This window comes from uncultured Treponema sp., assembly GCF_945873775.1.
In the GTDB taxonomy this organism is placed as follows: Bacteria; Spirochaetota; Spirochaetia; order Treponematales; family Treponemataceae; genus Treponema_D.
On the sequence record NZ_CAMCEC010000010.1, the window covers coordinates 42,974 to 59,513 of the forward strand.

The 16,540-nt window shown below is 36.8% G+C and carries 12 protein-coding genes, 1 tRNA gene and 1 pseudogene; 2 read left to right on the plus strand and 12 right to left on the minus strand.

Features of this window, described 5'->3' with window-relative positions; genetic code table 11:
• Positions 1–40: 40 nt before the first annotated feature.
• The 3 genes and pseudogenes from Q0N70_RS06745 to Q0N70_RS06755 form a co-directional block, all read right to left on the minus strand.
• The gene (locus Q0N70_RS06745) at positions 41–343 is read right to left on the minus strand and encodes an HMA2 domain-containing protein (RefSeq protein ID WP_294015201.1); all 303 of its coding nucleotides are present in this window, start codon (positions 341–343) and stop codon (positions 41–43) included.
• 3 nt (positions 344–346) lie between these two features.
• Positions 347–2,419 (minus strand): heavy metal translocating P-type ATPase, encoded by a 2,073-nt coding sequence (locus Q0N70_RS06750; RefSeq protein WP_294015203.1) that lies wholly within the window; start codon positions 2,417–2,419, stop codon positions 347–349.
• Positions 2,420–2,467: 48 nt separating this feature from the next.
• Positions 2,468–2,689 (minus strand): annotated as a pseudogene (locus Q0N70_RS06755) (DUF6110 family protein).
• A 202-nt stretch (positions 2,690–2,891) separates the two neighbouring features.
• Here Q0N70_RS06755 and Q0N70_RS06760 point away from each other — a divergent pair.
• A complete protein-coding gene (locus tag Q0N70_RS06760) occupies positions 2,892–3,899 on the plus strand; it encodes a 2-hydroxyacid dehydrogenase (RefSeq protein WP_013701384.1) in 1,008 nt (335 codons plus the stop codon).
• A 185-nt stretch (positions 3,900–4,084) separates the two neighbouring features.
• Positions 4,085–5,287, plus strand: coding sequence for a YidE/YbjL duplication (locus tag Q0N70_RS06765; RefSeq protein ID WP_294015205.1), 1,203 nt, complete (start codon positions 4,085–4,087; stop codon positions 5,285–5,287).
• 253 nt (positions 5,288–5,540) lie between these two features.
• On the opposite strand, the gene Q0N70_RS06770 is transcribed toward Q0N70_RS06765, so the two are convergent.
• The 9 genes from Q0N70_RS06770 to Q0N70_RS06810 all read right to left on the minus strand — a co-directional run bounded on the left by Q0N70_RS06770 (position 5,541) and on the right by Q0N70_RS06810 (position 16,496).
• A tRNA-Glu gene (locus Q0N70_RS06770) sits at positions 5,541–5,612 on the minus strand.
• A gap of 93 nt (positions 5,613–5,705) precedes the next feature.
• Positions 5,706–6,959 (minus strand): tetratricopeptide repeat protein, encoded by a 1,254-nt coding sequence (locus Q0N70_RS06775; protein ID WP_294015207.1) that lies wholly within the window; start codon positions 6,957–6,959, stop codon positions 5,706–5,708.
• Positions 6,960–7,086: 127 nt separating this feature from the next.
• On the minus strand, positions 7,087–8,172 hold the full coding sequence (locus tag Q0N70_RS06780; protein WP_294015209.1) for a flagellar filament outer layer protein FlaA: 1,086 nt from the start codon (positions 8,170–8,172) through the stop codon (positions 7,087–7,089).
• 128 nt (positions 8,173–8,300) lie between these two features.
• On the minus strand, positions 8,301–8,765 hold the full coding sequence (locus Q0N70_RS06785; RefSeq protein ID WP_294015212.1) for a GerMN domain-containing protein: 465 nt from the start codon (positions 8,763–8,765) through the stop codon (positions 8,301–8,303).
• Between the two features lie 2 nt (positions 8,766–8,767).
• Positions 8,768–9,799, minus strand: coding sequence for an N-acetylmuramoyl-L-alanine amidase (locus Q0N70_RS06790; protein WP_294015215.1), 1,032 nt, complete (start codon positions 9,797–9,799; stop codon positions 8,768–8,770).
• On the minus strand, positions 9,796–11,364 hold the full coding sequence (locus tag Q0N70_RS06795; protein ID WP_294015217.1) for an ATP-grasp domain-containing protein: 1,569 nt from the start codon (positions 11,362–11,364) through the stop codon (positions 9,796–9,798). The genes Q0N70_RS06790 and Q0N70_RS06795 overlap by 4 nt, the downstream gene beginning before the upstream one ends.
• A 35-nt stretch (positions 11,365–11,399) precedes the next feature.
• Positions 11,400–13,934 (minus strand): methyltransferase domain-containing protein, encoded by a 2,535-nt coding sequence (locus Q0N70_RS06800; RefSeq protein ID WP_294015219.1) that lies wholly within the window; start codon positions 13,932–13,934, stop codon positions 11,400–11,402.
• A gap of 14 nt (positions 13,935–13,948) precedes the next feature.
• Positions 13,949–14,902: a hypothetical protein gene (locus Q0N70_RS06805; RefSeq protein WP_294015221.1), complete on the minus strand. Its 954-nt coding sequence runs from the start codon at positions 14,900–14,902 to the stop codon at positions 13,949–13,951.
• Positions 14,877–16,496 (minus strand): spiro-SPASM protein, encoded by a 1,620-nt coding sequence (locus tag Q0N70_RS06810; RefSeq protein ID WP_294015223.1) that lies wholly within the window; start codon positions 16,494–16,496, stop codon positions 14,877–14,879. Before Q0N70_RS06810 ends, Q0N70_RS06805 begins: the two co-directional genes overlap by 26 nt.
• Positions 16,497–16,540: the final 44 nt, after the last annotated feature.

Below are 16,540 nucleotides of genomic sequence, written 5' to 3' on the forward strand. Positions count from 1 at the left end.
AATTACTTTAAATATAATAAAAGCTATGAAATATGCAAAGTTATTTCAGTTTTTTTTCAATTTCCTGAATTTTTTCAAGGATAACGGGCTTGTTTTTTTTGTTATAAGATTCTGCGAGTTTTCCAAGCGCAAGAAGCTCATCTTTTAAGGCAAGAAGTTTTTCCATGGGCAGATTTTCTGGAATATATTCAACAAGCACGCTGCCAGTTCTTTCATTGCGCTCAACTTTTTTTACGGCAGAATGGCTTCCGACAGCAGAATACAATGCGGAAAATATATCATCATCTTTAAAAACATCATTGCGTAAACGGATTCTTCCTGGGAAAAAACTTGAAACAATCATTTTTTAGTCCAAGGAACTCATTGCATTCACGCTGATTGCAACTGTGGAGCTGTTATGAAGCAAGGCAGCCATTTGCGGTGTTATGGAACCAGCAAGTCCGCCGGCAATGAGCGCAGAATTTATTCCGATTATAGCTCGGTTGTTTCCGTGAATTCTTGAAATCAAGTTTCGGCTTATTTTCCGCAAAACTGGAAGAGAATCCAAGCCGTCGTCAGGAAGAAGAATATCCGCAGTCTCGCTTGCAATTGAGCTTGCCTTTCCCATTGCAATTCCAACATTTGCCGCAGAAAGAGCCGGAGAATCATTGATTCCGTCTCCAACCATAACAACTTTGTGCCCTTCTTTCTTAAGCTTTTCAATCCAGGATACTTTTGTGTCTGGAAGAGCTTCAGCAACAAAATCTGTTACGCCAGTTTTTTCCGCAACTTCTTTTGCAGTATGCTTATTGTCGCCTGTAATCATAATCACATTCTTAAAGCCAGAGTCTTTCAATTTTTTTATTACAGCGCAAGATTCTTTTCTGATTGGATCTTCAATTACGATTATAGCGGCAAGTTCTCCGTCAATTGCAAAATAAAGCTGGGAACAGCCGGTTATTGTATTTATGCAGTCATCGGCTTCTTTTGTAAGCGGAATTTTTTCGTCATCAAAGATAAAATGCGCGCTTCCTATGCGGAGCTTTTTTCCGTCAAGGCTGGAAGCAATTCCATGCGCAAGAATATATTCGACCTTTGTATGCTCTTCCTTGTGGTTCAATCCCCTGGACGCAGCTTCATTTACAACAGCACGCGCCAAAGAATGCGGGAAATGCTCTTCAAGGCAAGCAGCAAGTTTTAAAACTTCATTTTCATTTCTATTGCCAAAAACAACAATTTTTTTTACAACAGGATTCGATTCTGTCAGCGTTCCTGTCTTATCAAACACAATTGTGTCCGCCTCTGCGAATTCCTCAAGAAATTTTCCGCCTTTTGCAAGAATTCCGTTACGAGCGCAATCTCTCATGGCAGAAAGAACTGAAATCGGCGCGGAAAGCTTCATGGCGCAGGAATAATCCACAAGCAATGTTGAAGCCGCCTTTGTAAAGTTACGTGTAAAGAAATACGCAAGACCCGCAATTAAAAAATTGTATTTTACAAGATTGTCAGCAACACGTTCCGCTTTTTCCTGACTTGCAGCCTTAAGTGAATTTGATCGGTCAATCATATTTGCAATTTTGCTTACTTTGGTTTCGCCTCCGCAAGCCTTCACTTTTATCTTTATTTCGCCTTCTTCAATAATTGTGGAAGCAAAAACAGACGAGCCTTTTTCACGCTGAACAGGCAGAGCTTCTCCAGTCATTGAAGCCTGGTTTACCATTCCAACGCCGTCAACAACAGTTCCGTCAACAGGAATTACAGAGCCAGCGCGAACAATAACGATGTCGCCCGCCTTTAAAAGCTGTGTGGAAATTTCTTTTTCTTCTCCATCCTGAACGATTGTAACGGTTTCATCAGTTATAAGAAGCGACTGAGTCAAATTGTCATGGGACTTTCGCTTTGTGTAATCTTCGAGAGTATTGCCGATATTCAAAAGGAAATTTATAGTTCCAGCAGTATCAATGTCGCCAGTCAAATATGAAAGAGAAATTGCAGCCGCATCAAGAGTTTCCGCGCAGAACGGCTTTCCTCTTGCCACACTTGCCAAGCCTTTTTGAACACGCGGAATAATTGAAACTAGAGAAATTATTTTTCTCAATGGAAGCGGAAGAAGTTTTTTTAGAAAATGCTCAACTGTAAGGGACAGCAACGATTCCAAAAGACTTTCCTGCACAGAAGGCACAGAAACGCTCGAAAGCAGATTTTCGTCATCAAGATACTTTCCGTCAAGAGCCTTTATATACGAAAGAACCGTTTCCAATGAAGTATCTTTGTATTCAATAAGGATGCTGCCTGAAACTGTATTAACAGAAACAGAAATTATTCCTTCTTGGAGTCCAACAAGCATCTGCACAAGCATTGCCTGACGCAAAGACAGAATATGACGCTCATACCTAAGCCTTACTCTGCCTGGAAGACTGTGCGAAATCTGAAAATCCATTGCAATCCCTTTTTAAAAAGATATTTTTAAATAATTTAAGACTGATTTTTAAGCATTAGCTTTTGATGCGTTTTTATTGTAAGCGGCCTCTGCCTTTATATCTTCCGCGTCTTCTTTTACAGTTTCAACAAAAGAAGCAGCTTCATCTTTTAGCTGCATTCCCGCGCTGATAACTTTAGATCAGACTTTTTTGAATCCAGCTGTTTTTACCAAAGCAAGAGTTACTCCGCCAACCGCAACACCAATAGCAAATGCACCTAATTTTGTCATAAAAACACCTCGCAAGTATTATATTTTCTTTCATTATATAAACTGAATAAATTTTTTCAAGTCTACATTGCAGCCAATAAAATAATCATTTTCAAAATAAAAGCAACTTTTTCACAAAATTTTAATAAAAAAGCATAAATTAATGCAAATTAAACAAAAAAATTGTATATTTAAATTAAAACTTTTTACCGGAGGATTTTTTATGGAAAACAAGGAATTGAAAATTGCGTTTTATGATGCCTGCAGCTATGACAAGGAATCTTTTTCAGAAGAAAACAAGAACTTTCTATTCAATATTGATTTTTTTGACTTTCATCTGACAGAAAAAACAGCATTGACAGCATCAGGCTATGACATTGTATGCACATTTGTAAACGACACCATAAACAGAACCGTTATTTCCATACTGAAAAAATGCGGTGTAAAAATGATTGCATTGAGATGCGCAGGCTTTAACAATGTGGATCTTGAAGCTGCAAAAGAATTCGGCATAAAAGTCGCAAGAGTTCCAGCGTACTCGCCTCATTCTGTAGCAGAACACGCTCTTTCGCTTTTGCTTTCCCTTACAAGAAAAATTCCTCAGGCATATTTAAGAACTCGCTCTGGAAATTTCACATTGAATGGACTCACAGGCCGGGATTTGTGCGGACTTACAGCCGGAATCATTGGAACTGGAAAAATCGGAAAAGTAATGGCAGAATGTCTTTCTGGAATCGGAATGAAAATCGTAATGTACGATGCTTATCCAGACAATGACTGGGCTGAAAAAAAAGGATTTACATATATTCCGCTCATTGAATTGTTCCAAAAAAGCGATGTTATAAGCCTGCACTGCCCTTTAACAGACGACACAAAGCATCTTGTAAACGAAAAATCGCTTTCCATGATGAAAAACGATGCAGTCATAATAAATACAGGACGCGGCGCTTTAATCGACACTCATGCGCTTGTAAAAGCTTTAAAGAAAAGAACAATTGGAGGAGCGGCGCTTGACGTTTATGAAGAAGAAAGCCGATATTTCTTTGCAGACTGGTCTGCAGACGTTATAAAAGACGACATGCTTGCCCGGCTTTTAACTTTCCCGAATGTAATTATAACTGGACATCAGGCATTTCTTACAAAAAATGCGCTTAAAGCAATCGCAGATACAACGCTTCAAAATATTCTGGATTTTACAGAAGGAAAAGAACTTAAAAACGAAGTCAAATAAAAACTAATAGATTTTCATTATTTTTAATGCCTTCTTTTTTAAGAAGGTATTTTTTTTCACTTTTAGGAATTTCAAACTAAAGGAATATTTTCTCTAGTAAAAATTGACTATTCTATAGAACACATTGTATAACTCATCTGAAAGTGATATAATCAATAGAATATATTTTTTATAGAGGTAAAAAAATGCTTACTTATCTTGCCGGGCTGTGCTCCTCCACACTGTCGGTTATTTTCATTGTCTTTATTATTGGCGCGCTAGGCTTTATGCTCGGCGGAATCAATGTAAAAGGAATTTCGCTGGGAACAGCAGGTGTTCTTATTGTTGCCCTTGCCTATGGTATTTTAATCCATTATTTTCCAGAATTTTCAATTGAAGCAAAGAAAATCACTTTATGGAGCAATTCAATAAAGTCAAGCTTCAGCTTAATTTCAAATATCGGAACGGCTCTCTTTGTTACAGCGGTCGGACTTATTGCAGGTCCGAAGTTTTTCCGCACATTCAACAAAAAATCAATTGCATATCTTTTGCTTGGAGTAATAATAATTGCAATCGGCGGAATTACAGCGGCAATTTTTGTCAAACTCGACAGCACACTTTCTCCAGAAATGGCGGCAGGACTTTTGACAGGCGGACTTACAAGCACACCGGGATTTTCGGCGGCAAAAGAAGTTCCAAATGTAAATCAGGATGCAATCAGCGCAGGATACGGAATTGCATATCTTTACGGAGTTCTTGGAGTTGTTCTTTTTGTTCAGCTTGTTCCAAAAATTTTAAAAGTTGACATGGCAAAGGAAAGAGAATCATTTGTCGCGGCAAATTCTGTAGTAATTCCTGAGCCAAAGGCAAAGCTTACTCAGCTGGAAGAATTTGGATTTTTCCCATTTTTCCTTGCAGTTGCATTTGGCTGCATAATCGGCGCAATTGAAATTCCAAAAATCAACTTCTCACTCGGAAATTCCGGCGGAACTCTTGTCGCAGGGCTTATAATCGGCCATTTCGGAAGAATCGGAAAACTTGACTGCAGAATCAGCAAGCAGACATTGAACTTCATGCGTGAACTTGGACTTGTCTTGTTCCTTATTGGAGCTGGAGTTCCGGGCGGCGTAAACTTTGTTTCAAATGTAAAATTCTCATACTTTATTTACGGCGCAGTTATGACAACAGTTCCAATGGTTGTAGGATATATAATCGCACACTATGTATTCAAGCTGAGCCTCTTCAACAACCTTGGTTCTATAACAGGCGGAATGACAAGCACACCAGCGTTGGGCTCATTAATTGCAACTGCCGGAACCGATGAAGTTTCTTCTGCTTATGCGGCAACTTATCCGCTCGCACTTGTTTCTGTTGTTCTGACAGCAAAAATAATTGTAATGATTCTATAAAGAACTAAAAAATTTTAGGCATTATAATTGCTGCTTAACATAAATTTTTTATTCCCCGGTGCACTGCACATCGGGGAATATTTTTTATCAAAAAAATTCTATTATTTGGCTTGCCTTAAATAAAAAACTGGTTATTGTCTTGAAAAGTATTAACTTTCGCATAAATTACGGAAACAAGATTGCCTGTGCAAGTCCGACAATAAATCATGCTCGATAATAAAAAAAAAGACCTTGAAATTATCAAGGTCTTTAGCATCTCCCACGGGAATTGAACCCATGTTGTCGGGATGAAAACCCGATGTCCTAACCACTAGACGAGGGAGACATATACAAGAGCTATTGCTCATTGCGATAATCAGAATATATCATACATCAGCATTATATGTCAATAGCAAAATATTAAAAAACTCAATTTTTTTTACATTTGCATATCAAATTTTTTTATAAGCTTTAACTTTAAGGTATTTAAATCTTCATCTTCAAGACCAAGCTTTAATGCGTTGTTTACATCTTCCATTGCCTTTGTGTAGTTTCCAAGATTAAAAAGAGCCAAAGCTCTTCTGTAATAAACATGGCTCTGAAAAGCGTCAATTGCAAGCGAACGGTCAAAACATTCAACAGCTTCTTTTTCTTTTCCCTGAACAGAATATACAATGCCTTCATAGTAAATCGACCTAAAGCACTTCGGATCATGTTCAACGCTTTTCTTAAAGTCGTTCAAGGCCTCCTCATAAAGGCTTTGTGCAAAATACGCCATTCCCCTATGCTTGTAAATTACACTCAAAACCATTGCAGGAGGAACTGGCTCTGAATTGATTATCTGCGTATAAATTTCAACTGCCTTTTTAAAATTTCCTGTATTGTGCTCGTGCAACGCTGTAAGAACCAAATCATCTATGCTGCCTTTGGAAAACGGACTTTCAATGGAAGAAGAGTCTGCTGCCTGATGATGAGATTGTCCAAGCATTTCTTCTGAAAACTCATCAGCTTTTTCATAAAAAGAACTGCGTCTTGCTCCAAGCTCAGTTTGAAGTTTTTTCTGATAATCCCTGATTTCCTGAAAAATAATATCCGCCAAAGTAAGACTTGCATTTATGGAAGCCAGTTTTCGGCGCAAAGGCTTGTCAAAAGGATTGAATTCAGACTTATAAATAAGCTCGTGCTCTACTTCTGCCCAAGCATCCTGCAAAATTGTGCGAACCTGAATTTCACATACAAGATTTTTTCTAAGCTCAGGGGAAATTCCTGATTCTGGCAAGCAGCTTTCCGGTATTGAAATAAGAATATGAACCGACTCATATCCAAACTCTTTAAATGACTGCTCTGCGCCTTTACGTTCAATCTCTTTTACATCAAAAGATTCCACAACCTGCTTTTCAACAAGGGCAAGATCTTCAACAAAAGCGCAAATTACACGAATGCCAATCATATCAGTGAGAGTAACAAGCTCATTGCTTTCCGAAGATTCTTTAGCCTTTTGCCTTAGGATTTTTTTATAATAACTTGGAAAAGATTTTATTCTAGCTTTATAAGTAGGATTTGAAGGCAAATTAATTTTCTGCTTTAACAGATTTTCAATTTTCTCCAGAATTTCATTGAATGCAGGTCTATAGCTTTCATAGCGTTTTTCAATTTCGAGTTTGTTTGGCAGTGTAAAATTTTTTTCAGGCATAAGCAAAATATAATAATGAGCCAGTTTCAAAATCTTATTATTATTTGAAATTGACTTACGAAAATCTTATTTCATAAAAAAAGACCGTCCCGTAAGGACGGTCTTTGACGCAACACAAGTTCAAAAATTACTGAACAGTAGCTGATGAATCCTGTGTTGAAGACTGTGCGTTAGAATCAGAGTTTTCTTCAAGAGAAGAAGTAAATTCTGCTTCTGTAGCCATCTTAGACTTCTCGAGATAGCGGTTAACCTGCTTGTTTCCAAAGCGAGCCATCTCACCATTCTGGCGGTCTCTTTCTTTCTTTGTAATAATACCCCAAAGGTCTTCGTCATCGATGTCGCGATCAGAAGTAAGGATAGCGAGGTCATAAATAACCTTTACATCTTTGAAGTAACCAATGAAGTTGTCTCCGATGTGAGAAGCATCACGTGCAACCTGGAATCCAGAGAATTTTACAAATGGAATTCCGCGTGGATAGATTGGGTAAACTCTGATTTCACGAGTACGAACTTCTGAAATATAATCTGGGTTGTTCCAAATAAGAGTTTTCCATCCGTCAAAATAGAGATTTCCCATAAGATAGCGGCGTTCTACTCCGTCATTGTCTTTAAGAAGAACATAAAGAGCGTGTGGATAGTTCATACCCATTGTTGTAACAGCAATTGATTTCAATGTGCCAACGTTTCTTACAACACCGTATCCGTCTTCAAAAAGATATTTTCCTTTCTGCTCATCTGTTGGCTGCTGGCGTTCACCGTTCTCATCAGCATCAGAGAGTGGTTCATAAGCAGGAATATCGAATGCAGGAACGATTTTTGCATTTGCATTGTTTGCCCAAGTTGGGAAAATAACACGAACGCCCATTACATTCTTTCCAGCGAAAGGAACATCTGCTGATTCTTTTACAGGAGCAGCAACTACCTGAGAAAGTGCAACAGAAACCGGGTTCTTGGCAGAAGAATTAAGAACAACTTCCCATTCAGGAAGAGCCAGTGAAGTCTTCATAAGTGTTTTCTGATCACTTGTGAAAGTTGCGCCGGCAGCAACAGAATAATCCATTACAGTTCTGCTGTTCTGTGTTGGATTTCCGTTTTCGTCTGCTACAGTGTCTGCATCGAGCTGTGTGAAATCAATAAGAACTGATTCTCTTGCAACAGCAACTGAACCTGCCAAAATCATTGCAGCAACGGTTAAAAATAAAGTCCTCTTCATTAGAAGCTCCTTTTAATACATATATGATGTAGCCTTGTTATAATAGTATCTATTAAGAAAACATTTTTGTCAACTTCTTTTATTTTTTTTTGGTTAAAACACAGTAAAATAAAACAGGCAAACAAAAGCTAATTTTCCGTAAACGCTGGCTTTCCATCGATATATATATAAATTTTATTGATATTTGTGAAATTCTTCACAATATTTTTTCTTAGCAACGAAACATTTTTTTTCATATTAAATGTTTCTGAATTGACAAAAAGAGCCTGCTTTGAAAGTCCAACGTAAAGCTCTTTTCCATTTGAAAAACAGAATTCAGTTCTTGTTCCCGGAGAAAAAAGAAACTTAAAGCGGTTTGTCATAGGCCCAAGCAAAAGGTCGTCAACAAAAGCTCTTATCTCTTCATCTCCGCTCTTTTTTTCTGAATATCTAGTTTCTGTGCAGATCCGGCTTGAGTCATAGGATTCAAAATAAAAAATCTGCCTGCAATGGTACTTGTAAAAATAAAAAGCCGCGCCAGAAACAATCAGCGAGCCAAAGAAAACGCCTGCAAAAACAAACGCGAAAATATTTACTTTTGATTTTCTATTCAATTTTAGTTTCCTGTAAATCCGCGGGTCCGCTCAAAATTCGTCACAAATTCTTGAAGCCCATTATATATTCCAAGCGACAGTTTCTGCAAGTACTTGTCATCGTTCAAAAGCAAGCCTTCTTTTTTGTTCGTAAGGAAGCCAAGTTCTATAAGGACGCTCGGCATTTTTGAATTCCTGACAACAAACCACTCTTCTTCCTTTATTCCGCGGGAATTGCTCAATGTTCCGACCTGAGCTGAAATTCCGTTCATTATAAATTTCGCCATCAGAATCGATTCAGTTGTGTATTCCTCTTCTGTCATGCTGTTTAAAATCGGCAGAATTGAAGCGTCCTCATTTACTGATTTTGAATTCAAAACCTGGCGACGGTATCCCGGAGAAAGATACCAGACTTCATAGCCAGTAACTTTTTCGCTAAGGCTGGAATTTACGTGGACAGAAACATAGAGAATCGCTTCGTTTTCCTTTAGTTTTACTGAATTTGCAATTTCTGTGCGTTGAGAAAGTGTAAGGAAAACATCCGTGCTGCGCGTCATCAAAATATTTTTTTCTGGATAAGCTTTTTTAAGATAATCACGGAGCCTTAGCCCGACTTTTAAGTTTATATCTTTTTCAACAACCTTGATTTTCTTTCCGTCTGAAACATGGATTGAACTTGCGCCAGGATCTTTTCCGCCATGTCCCGGATCAATGAGAATAGCGCCAATCTTATAAGGGGCTTCTGAACTCTGCAATTTAAAGAAATTTTCAGCTAGGTTAAAAAATGACTGGGAAGAAACAAGTTTTCCGTTTTCAAATGAAGGAGCGTCTTCCTGCACAAGAGTTTTGTAATCCTGAAGAAAAAAAGAATCGCCTGCCCTGAACGAAATTCTGTGTCCGTTTTTTTCAAGAAGACCGCAAGAAGTCAGAGGATCCCAGTAAAAGGAAATTCCTGATTTCTGCACATTCTGAAGAAAATCGACTTTTGCACTTTGAGAAAAAATTGAAAATGGAAAAATTAAAAGCAGAAAAAAAGCAAAAGTTTTTATCTTCATTTTTCCTCCAGCTGAACAGAATCAGAATAATACAAAATTCCTTGAATGCCGGCGCGCAAAAGACAGCACCAGAATTTTTTGGAATCAAGGCGCGGATGCTCAGGTGAAATTTTGTCAAAAAGAAAAAGAGTGTCTTTTATCGTTCTGAAATTCCAGTCGCGTTTTTCCATGATTTTTTTTATGCTTTCTGGAACACAATTTTGCGCAGGCTGATTTTTTTCAATGAATGGAATCTGCTCAAGTTCAGCTAAAAACTTTTCGTCTTTTACATTGAAATCAAATGCGCTGAACGGAAATCCTTTTTCTTGCGGAAGTTCAACACCAGAAAGAAAATTTTCACTCTGCGGATTTTTTGGCTCCAAGCGAAGCACAATCTGGGCAACAGCGGATTCAGCTCCTTTTTTTGACAGTTCGCGTTCTTTTGACGAAGATATTACGTTTCCGCATTTTTCAACATTGTTCCGCGGAAAATCAACCGAGCTTCCCTCTTTTACTCTGAAAAAAATATTTTTTACAAAAGGAGAAGCCCAGGCTTTTTCTTCGCCATAAATTTTTTTTATCTTTCCAGGAATTGAAATAAACGCTCTTTCATGGCTGAATTTTGTAGAAGAAATTTCTATAATGCCAGAGAAATCAGAAGGATTCCCCAATGCGATTTTCATTGCTTCTTTTGTAAGCTCAAATCCTGATGAATAAGGAAAAGTCCAGCCCGACATATATCCGCCAGAAAGCCTTGCCGCAATTTCACCAATCATCGGACCTTGCTTTGTATACTTTACGTCTCCCTTTGCGACTCCGTTTGTAAGCCCTAGAGCATGAACCGCATCTGTAAAAACTTTTACAATTTCCTGTTTTTTATTTTCTGAAATTTCAGAAGGCATTGAATGTCCAAGCTCAACAAAATATGGCTCAAAAAAAATATGGCGGTCTGCAAACCCGGCGATGATAACTTTTCCGTTTACAACAAGCGCATCAATCGAAAATTCAGGACCTTCCATAAAATCTTCAACAATAGCTTTTTTTGTGCGGGAAAAATCAACAGCGTCTTTCAATGCAGGAAGAAATTCATCTTTATTTCTAACAAGCCGGCAACCCCGCGCTCCCATATTGTCTACAGGCTTTACGACTTTTGGAAAATGAATTTCAGGAGCTTCATTTTTCTGAAATAAATCTATATAGTTTTCATCAGCTTCAAAAAAATCAGGAGAAGGAATTTTATTTTTCTTAAAGCATTCACGCATAAGAATTTTATTGCTGGCATTCATAGCAGATTCAAAACTGTGAGAAACAAATCCGCATTTTTGGCAAGCAAGAGAAACTGGAGCTGAAAAATCTGTTCCGGCTGTAAAAACCGCGCAAAGATTTTTTCCCAGAGATAAAGCAAAATCTACAATTGCGTTTGTATCTTTTAAATCTATTTTTTCAAAGCGATCTGCAAACGGAACACAAACCGCATCTGGATTCGCATCTATTACAAGTGCTTTGTAGCCAAGTTCTTTTGCTGCCTCTATTGAAGGACGCTGCATTAATCCCGCGCCTAAAATCAAAATATAACGGTCATTCATTTACTTATTATTTTCGACATAAAAGCAAACTGATTTTAGGATTTAATTTTCTTGCAGTAAACCTCAAATGTATCGCCCAAATTTAAAAGTTTGCACAAGTCGGTTAAAACTTTCATTGGCAAAGAATTTGAAGTCCATTTCATTTTTTTTGCAAGCGGAAAACGTTCTGGATGAATTCCAGTTGAAACAACTTTTACAACTTTAAATCCATATTTTCTCAAAATTTTTTTTGCGTATTTTATTTCCCAAATTGTATAATGGTCAGCTGGACTTTTTTCATAGAAATCATCAGTAGAATATTTTCCGCTCACTCCAGAAGCAGACGGAGTGCTGAAAGCAAACATTCCGCCGTCTTTTACAATTTCAGAAACTTTTTTCAGCACAGAATCGAGATTTTTAAAATGCTCTATAACGTACCACATTGTAACCGCATCAAATTTTTCAATTCCGAATTCTGAAACAAAATCCGCGTCTGGAAAACTTACACAGCTAGCCGGAAAATTCAAAGTCTGCTGAACATACTCGACTGCGCTTTGAGAAATGTCCGCGCCAAAAACTTGCCAGCCAGAATCGTTTGCAGCAGAAAGGAAAGGACCCATTGCGCATCCAATGTCCAAGACAGAAGGAATGTTTTTTGAAATTCTATTTGTAAGCCTATAGAAAAAATCAATAATTGAAATTCGCCTTAAGCAAACTGACTTAATTGAATCAAAATCATCAAGATAAGTTTTTCCATATTGCTTTTTGTAATCCTCAAAAAAATACGCATGGTTATATTCAGTCTGAACTTCTGATAAAGTCCAAGACATATAAATCATTCCGCAGCTTGAGCATCTTCTGTAAGTTCTGTTTTTGTTTCTCGCAACAATTTTGTTTTTAAAGCCTTCACCAGTTTTGCAGACAGGACATTCAAAATGGCTTCCGAGTGAAAGTTTTTTTGCAAAGGAAGCAAGATTTTCAGAAGTTTCAACTTTATTTTTTATTAAAAGATTTTCAGGCTGAATCAAAAGATTCTTGAACATTTTCTGATTTATCTTTTTTGGAGCAAGACACTTAAATCCATTTGCAACTGAAAGACGAATATGCAAAGGTGTTGTTCCCAAAAGAATTACAGCGCAACCTGCGCCAGCGGCTTCAAAGGCAGTAAAGCCAAAGTGAGTAACAACAAGATCATATTTAAAAAGCTCTTCTTTTAAATTTTCAATTGGAGAAGAAACTGTTATATATTTTTTTAACTCTTCTGAAATATTTTTTTCTGTTTCAAAAACTTTTTCTTTTGAAGGCGCAACTGCCACAACACGAACATTATTTTTTGCAAGCGCAACAGCAGATTTTAAAATAAGATTCGCAGGATCTTCTCCGCCAACACAAATCAGCGCATTGTTTATTTTTGCAGGAAAAGAAGAATGTTTTTTTTCAGGCAAAGGAATAAAAGATGGATTGTAGTAATTTACATTTCGATTCGATTTCAAAGAAGGAATTATATCAAAAAGATATTCTGCATAGCCATTGTCGCAGTTTCCTTCATCAATGCTTGCAACTGGAATTCTTGATGCTATAGAACGAATAAAATTATTATCAGCTGAAAATAAATCTGTAATTGCAAGACAATATTCAGATAAATCTGAAATATTATTTACAATCTGAAAATCATCAAGTCCATTTTTCCGAGCCTCTTCAAGCAAATCCAAACGTTGGGTTAAATCAGCGTCATCTGGAATATAAATATCCCATCCGTTTGCAATTGCAAGTTCAAGGCATCTTCTTAAATGTCCGGTTCCATGTCCTTTCTTTACAGATGGAATTAAAAGAACAGGATTTTTCACAGCAGAAAATGAAAGCGCAGCTAAAATTTCATTTGTAGAATAAGGCTCTGATGGGTTTTTCTTGCCGGAAATTTTCTTTACAATTCTTAATGCTCTTTTATAATCAGAAAAAGTATCAACTGTAGTTCTATAATCTGGATAATAAAATTCCTGCGGAGCTTTTACAAATGCGCAAATATATTTTTCAGAATGATTATAAAGCGCAGGGCCTACATGCTCGTGGTCATAAGGCAATTCCGTTTCTGATGCAGCTTCGAGCAAAGAGTCCGCATTGAACACTTCAACTCCAGAACCATGAGGAAGTCCTGAAAATGTAATGTAGTCAACAGGAGAAATTTTTTCTCTCAAAAAATATTCATTAACAAGTTTTTGCGCTGCTTCATAAAATAAAAAAGGATTGTCTGCTGTCGCTCTTAAAACAACATCGGCTTTGGAAATTTTTATAGCATTGCAAAATCTGTCAAGCACATCAGATTGTGAGCCAGCGTAAAAATCCCAGCCGCATTTTTTTGCTATAGGCTCTAGCTCTTCTCTGCTTTCCTCATCAACGGCAAGAAAATATTTTGAAGCCTCAATTTTTTTCATTGAAGCTAAAGTCCATTCAAGAATTGTTTTTCCGCCAAGAGGTAAAAGAGCTTTCCGAGGAAGCCTTGTGGAAGACAAACGGCACTGGACAATCACAACAACACGTTTTTTTCCAGCAACAATTTTTTTAATTCCTTCTTTTATTTTTTTTAAATTCATCTTTTACCTCGGAATTACTTTCCCCAGTTTTCAATAAGAGCAACAGCGTCTGTTTTAAATCTATACTGATTTTCTTTTGTCCATCGCATGGCATCTTTAAATTGTCGCATTGACTCAACAAATCCACAAGAACTTTTTAATTTAAAAGCAAAATATGAAAGCCACGATATTTTTGCATGATCGGATAAAAAAACAGGCAAAAGATTTTTCAAGTAAAATCTAAGATACGAAATATCTACCGTTAGGTTTTCTTCGGGAATTGCACCTGTGTATTTAAACTCAAATCCTGTGGATAAATTTATTTTTTCTCCCCAGAGCCATGATCTAAAAAAGAAATCAATTTTTTGCCAGTATTCAGAAGAAATCGTATAGTCAATTCCGCCAAGAAGAATAAATTTTTCACGGTTATAAAAACCTGCATAATCAGCCGGATACAAAGTTGGCTGCCCGTCTAAAAAAACGGAATCTGCTTCAACTTCAAAAACAGATTTTCTTGCTGAAGGAAAAAGCGCAACAGGAAGTTTTGTAGAACTGTCAGAAAAAAGCCTTGGAGCAATGCAAAACTGATTTTTCTTCATAAACTTAAAAACCATAGAAGCATCAAAAGAAAATTTTTCAAGACACATTTCTTCTTGAACAACTAAAACATACTGAGTTTCAGCTTCAGAAAAAGCAATGTTCAAAAGCTCGCCTTGCGATACATTTTCCAATGCAACTAAAAATTTTACAGTAGGAAAATGCCTTGCAAATGAATCTACGGCTTTCCGTTCATTTTCAGGATTCACGCTTATAATTTTTTCAAATCCTTTTTGCAATAAATTTTCAAGCACTCTAGTTCTATAATGCCTCCCCGACCTGCTAAGAACGACACAGGTGATAGGCATAAGAATTTGCTTGGGATTTTCTGTTCCGCCGATAACTGTATAAGAAACTTTATGCTGATTAAAAATTGAAGGTATAGTATTCATCGCAATCCTTGCATTTTTCTCCATATTTTTTTTCAAGCTGATTTAGAACTTCAACAAAATATTTTTTCCAGATTTTCTCTATGCCTTCGTCAAAAACATTTCCTATCGAAGAAAGCAAAAACTGTCTGCAAAGAGGAACATCTCCTGTACAAAGAATTGTCATGTCTCGCTTTAAATGCCAGCAGACATTTCTTTCAAGCGGAGACAAATCGGCTGGTTTTCTTAAAGGCAAAAGTTTGCAAAAATCATTGTACTTTTGAATTATGAGTTTTCCGCCGGAAGGAGAATCTTTTGAATGCCAAAATCTATAGAATTTTTCAAGTTCATCTTCGTTTTCATTCATTCTTGTAAACTGCGGATAAACAGAAGCCGGGAAAAATTTATTTAAAGCAAGAATTGAATTCACAGCCGCATTGAAGTTTCCATTTGAAAAAATTTTGTTGTACATATCTTCGCTAAAAGAATCAATTGAAACTATCCAAGTTACATTTTCAGCTCCATTTTTTCTTTTTCCAGCACGCTCTGAAATTTCAAAAATTTTTGAAGCAAGCTGCTCTGTAACTAAAACGCCATCCGTTTCTACAAGAACTGAAAGATTCTTATGGCGCAAAATTATTTCAACGAATTCTGCGAAATTTTTATTAAGCAACGGTTCTCCCCAGGCACTCAAGCCAATCACGGCATCTTCTGAAAAACTGGAAATCTGCTCAACAAGAAAATTAAATTTTTCCAAGCTCATATCTTTTGGATTTGGATTTTCTTTTTCAAATGGGAAAAAGCCGAACTTATTTTTAAAAGCTTCTGGATAAGGATTGTAAAATGGATTTGCAAGACAGTTTTCTGAAATCTGAATATTGTAAAATGCCGGCAAAGTCATCTGCACATCAGCGCAATTTTCAGCAAGCTCAGAAAGATTTTTGGCAGTAAGAGGAATTTCATTTTTCAACGCATTCGCATAAAGTTTCTGGCAAACAACAAAATTTCTTTTTTGCGAGCATGAAAAATCAAAACGCAGCATTCTGAAATCTTTTGGCGCAATCACGGATTCAATTTCAAAAGAATTTATGTCAGCCTTCATAACATTGAAAATGCATTCATTTGAAACAGGCAATTCTCCAAGTTCCTTATGAGTTTCAGAGGCAAAGACAGAAAGAATTTTTAAAGTTCCAGAATTTATAACTTCCGGTGAAAAGCCATAAGGATAGCCATCAGCAAAAGTGTATTCAGAAATATATTTTCTGTGGCTTTCAAGAATTTCATTTGTAAGTTCTTTATCAAGAAAAGGTCTGTCTGCTGAAGAATAAACAACGTCATCTGCGGAAAAACTCGAAACCTGCGTGAACATTTCTTCTATTATAATTGCAGTATTCCAAAAATTTTTTGAAACAACTTTTATTTTTTCTTTGCCAAACGAAGACACAAAAGATTCCACGATATTTTTATTTTCTTCAGCGCAAGCAACAACAATTCCGCACAAATCTGAAACATCAGCTGCCCAGTCAAGGCATCTTTCAAAAGCTGATTTTTCAGAAAAAACTTTTTCAAAAGCATGAGCCGAATTTTCATCTATATATAAAAAAACTAAATTCTTCATCATTTCATTATCGGAAAATATCTTGTCTAAATTAAACGGAATGT

What these genes read in the sequence shown, in the direction of transcription:
- Q0N70_RS06745 (WP_294015201.1), bottom strand. Translation starts at nt 343, where the DNA reads ATGATTGTTTCAAGTTTTTTCCCAGGAAGAATCCGTTTACGCAATGAT.
- Q0N70_RS06750 (WP_294015203.1), bottom strand. Translation starts at nt 2,419, where the DNA reads ATGGATTTTCAGATTTCGCACAGTCTTCCAGGCAGAGTAAGGCTTAGG.
- Q0N70_RS06760 (WP_013701384.1), top strand. Translation starts at nt 2,892, where the DNA reads ATGGAAAACAAGGAATTGAAAATTGCGTTTTATGATGCCTGCAGCTAT.
- Q0N70_RS06765 (WP_294015205.1), top strand. Translation starts at nt 4,085, where the DNA reads ATGCTTACTTATCTTGCCGGGCTGTGCTCCTCCACACTGTCGGTTATT.
- Q0N70_RS06775 (WP_294015207.1), bottom strand. Translation starts at nt 6,959, where the DNA reads ATGCCTGAAAAAAATTTTACACTGCCAAACAAACTCGAAATTGAAAAA.
- Q0N70_RS06780 (WP_294015209.1), bottom strand. Translation starts at nt 8,172, where the DNA reads ATGAAGAGGACTTTATTTTTAACCGTTGCTGCAATGATTTTGGCAGGT.
- Q0N70_RS06790 (WP_294015215.1), bottom strand. Translation starts at nt 9,799, where the DNA reads ATGAAGATAAAAACTTTTGCTTTTTTTCTGCTTTTAATTTTTCCATTT.
- Q0N70_RS06795 (WP_294015217.1), bottom strand. Translation starts at nt 11,364, where the DNA reads ATGAATGACCGTTATATTTTGATTTTAGGCGCGGGATTAATGCAGCGT.
- Q0N70_RS06800 (WP_294015219.1), bottom strand. Translation starts at nt 13,934, where the DNA reads ATGAATTTAAAAAAAATAAAAGAAGGAATTAAAAAAATTGTTGCTGGA.
- Q0N70_RS06805 (WP_294015221.1), bottom strand. Translation starts at nt 14,902, where the DNA reads ATGAATACTATACCTTCAATTTTTAATCAGCATAAAGTTTCTTATACA.
- Q0N70_RS06810 (WP_294015223.1), bottom strand. Translation starts at nt 16,496, where the DNA reads ATGAAGAATTTAGTTTTTTTATATATAGATGAAAATTCGGCTCATGCT.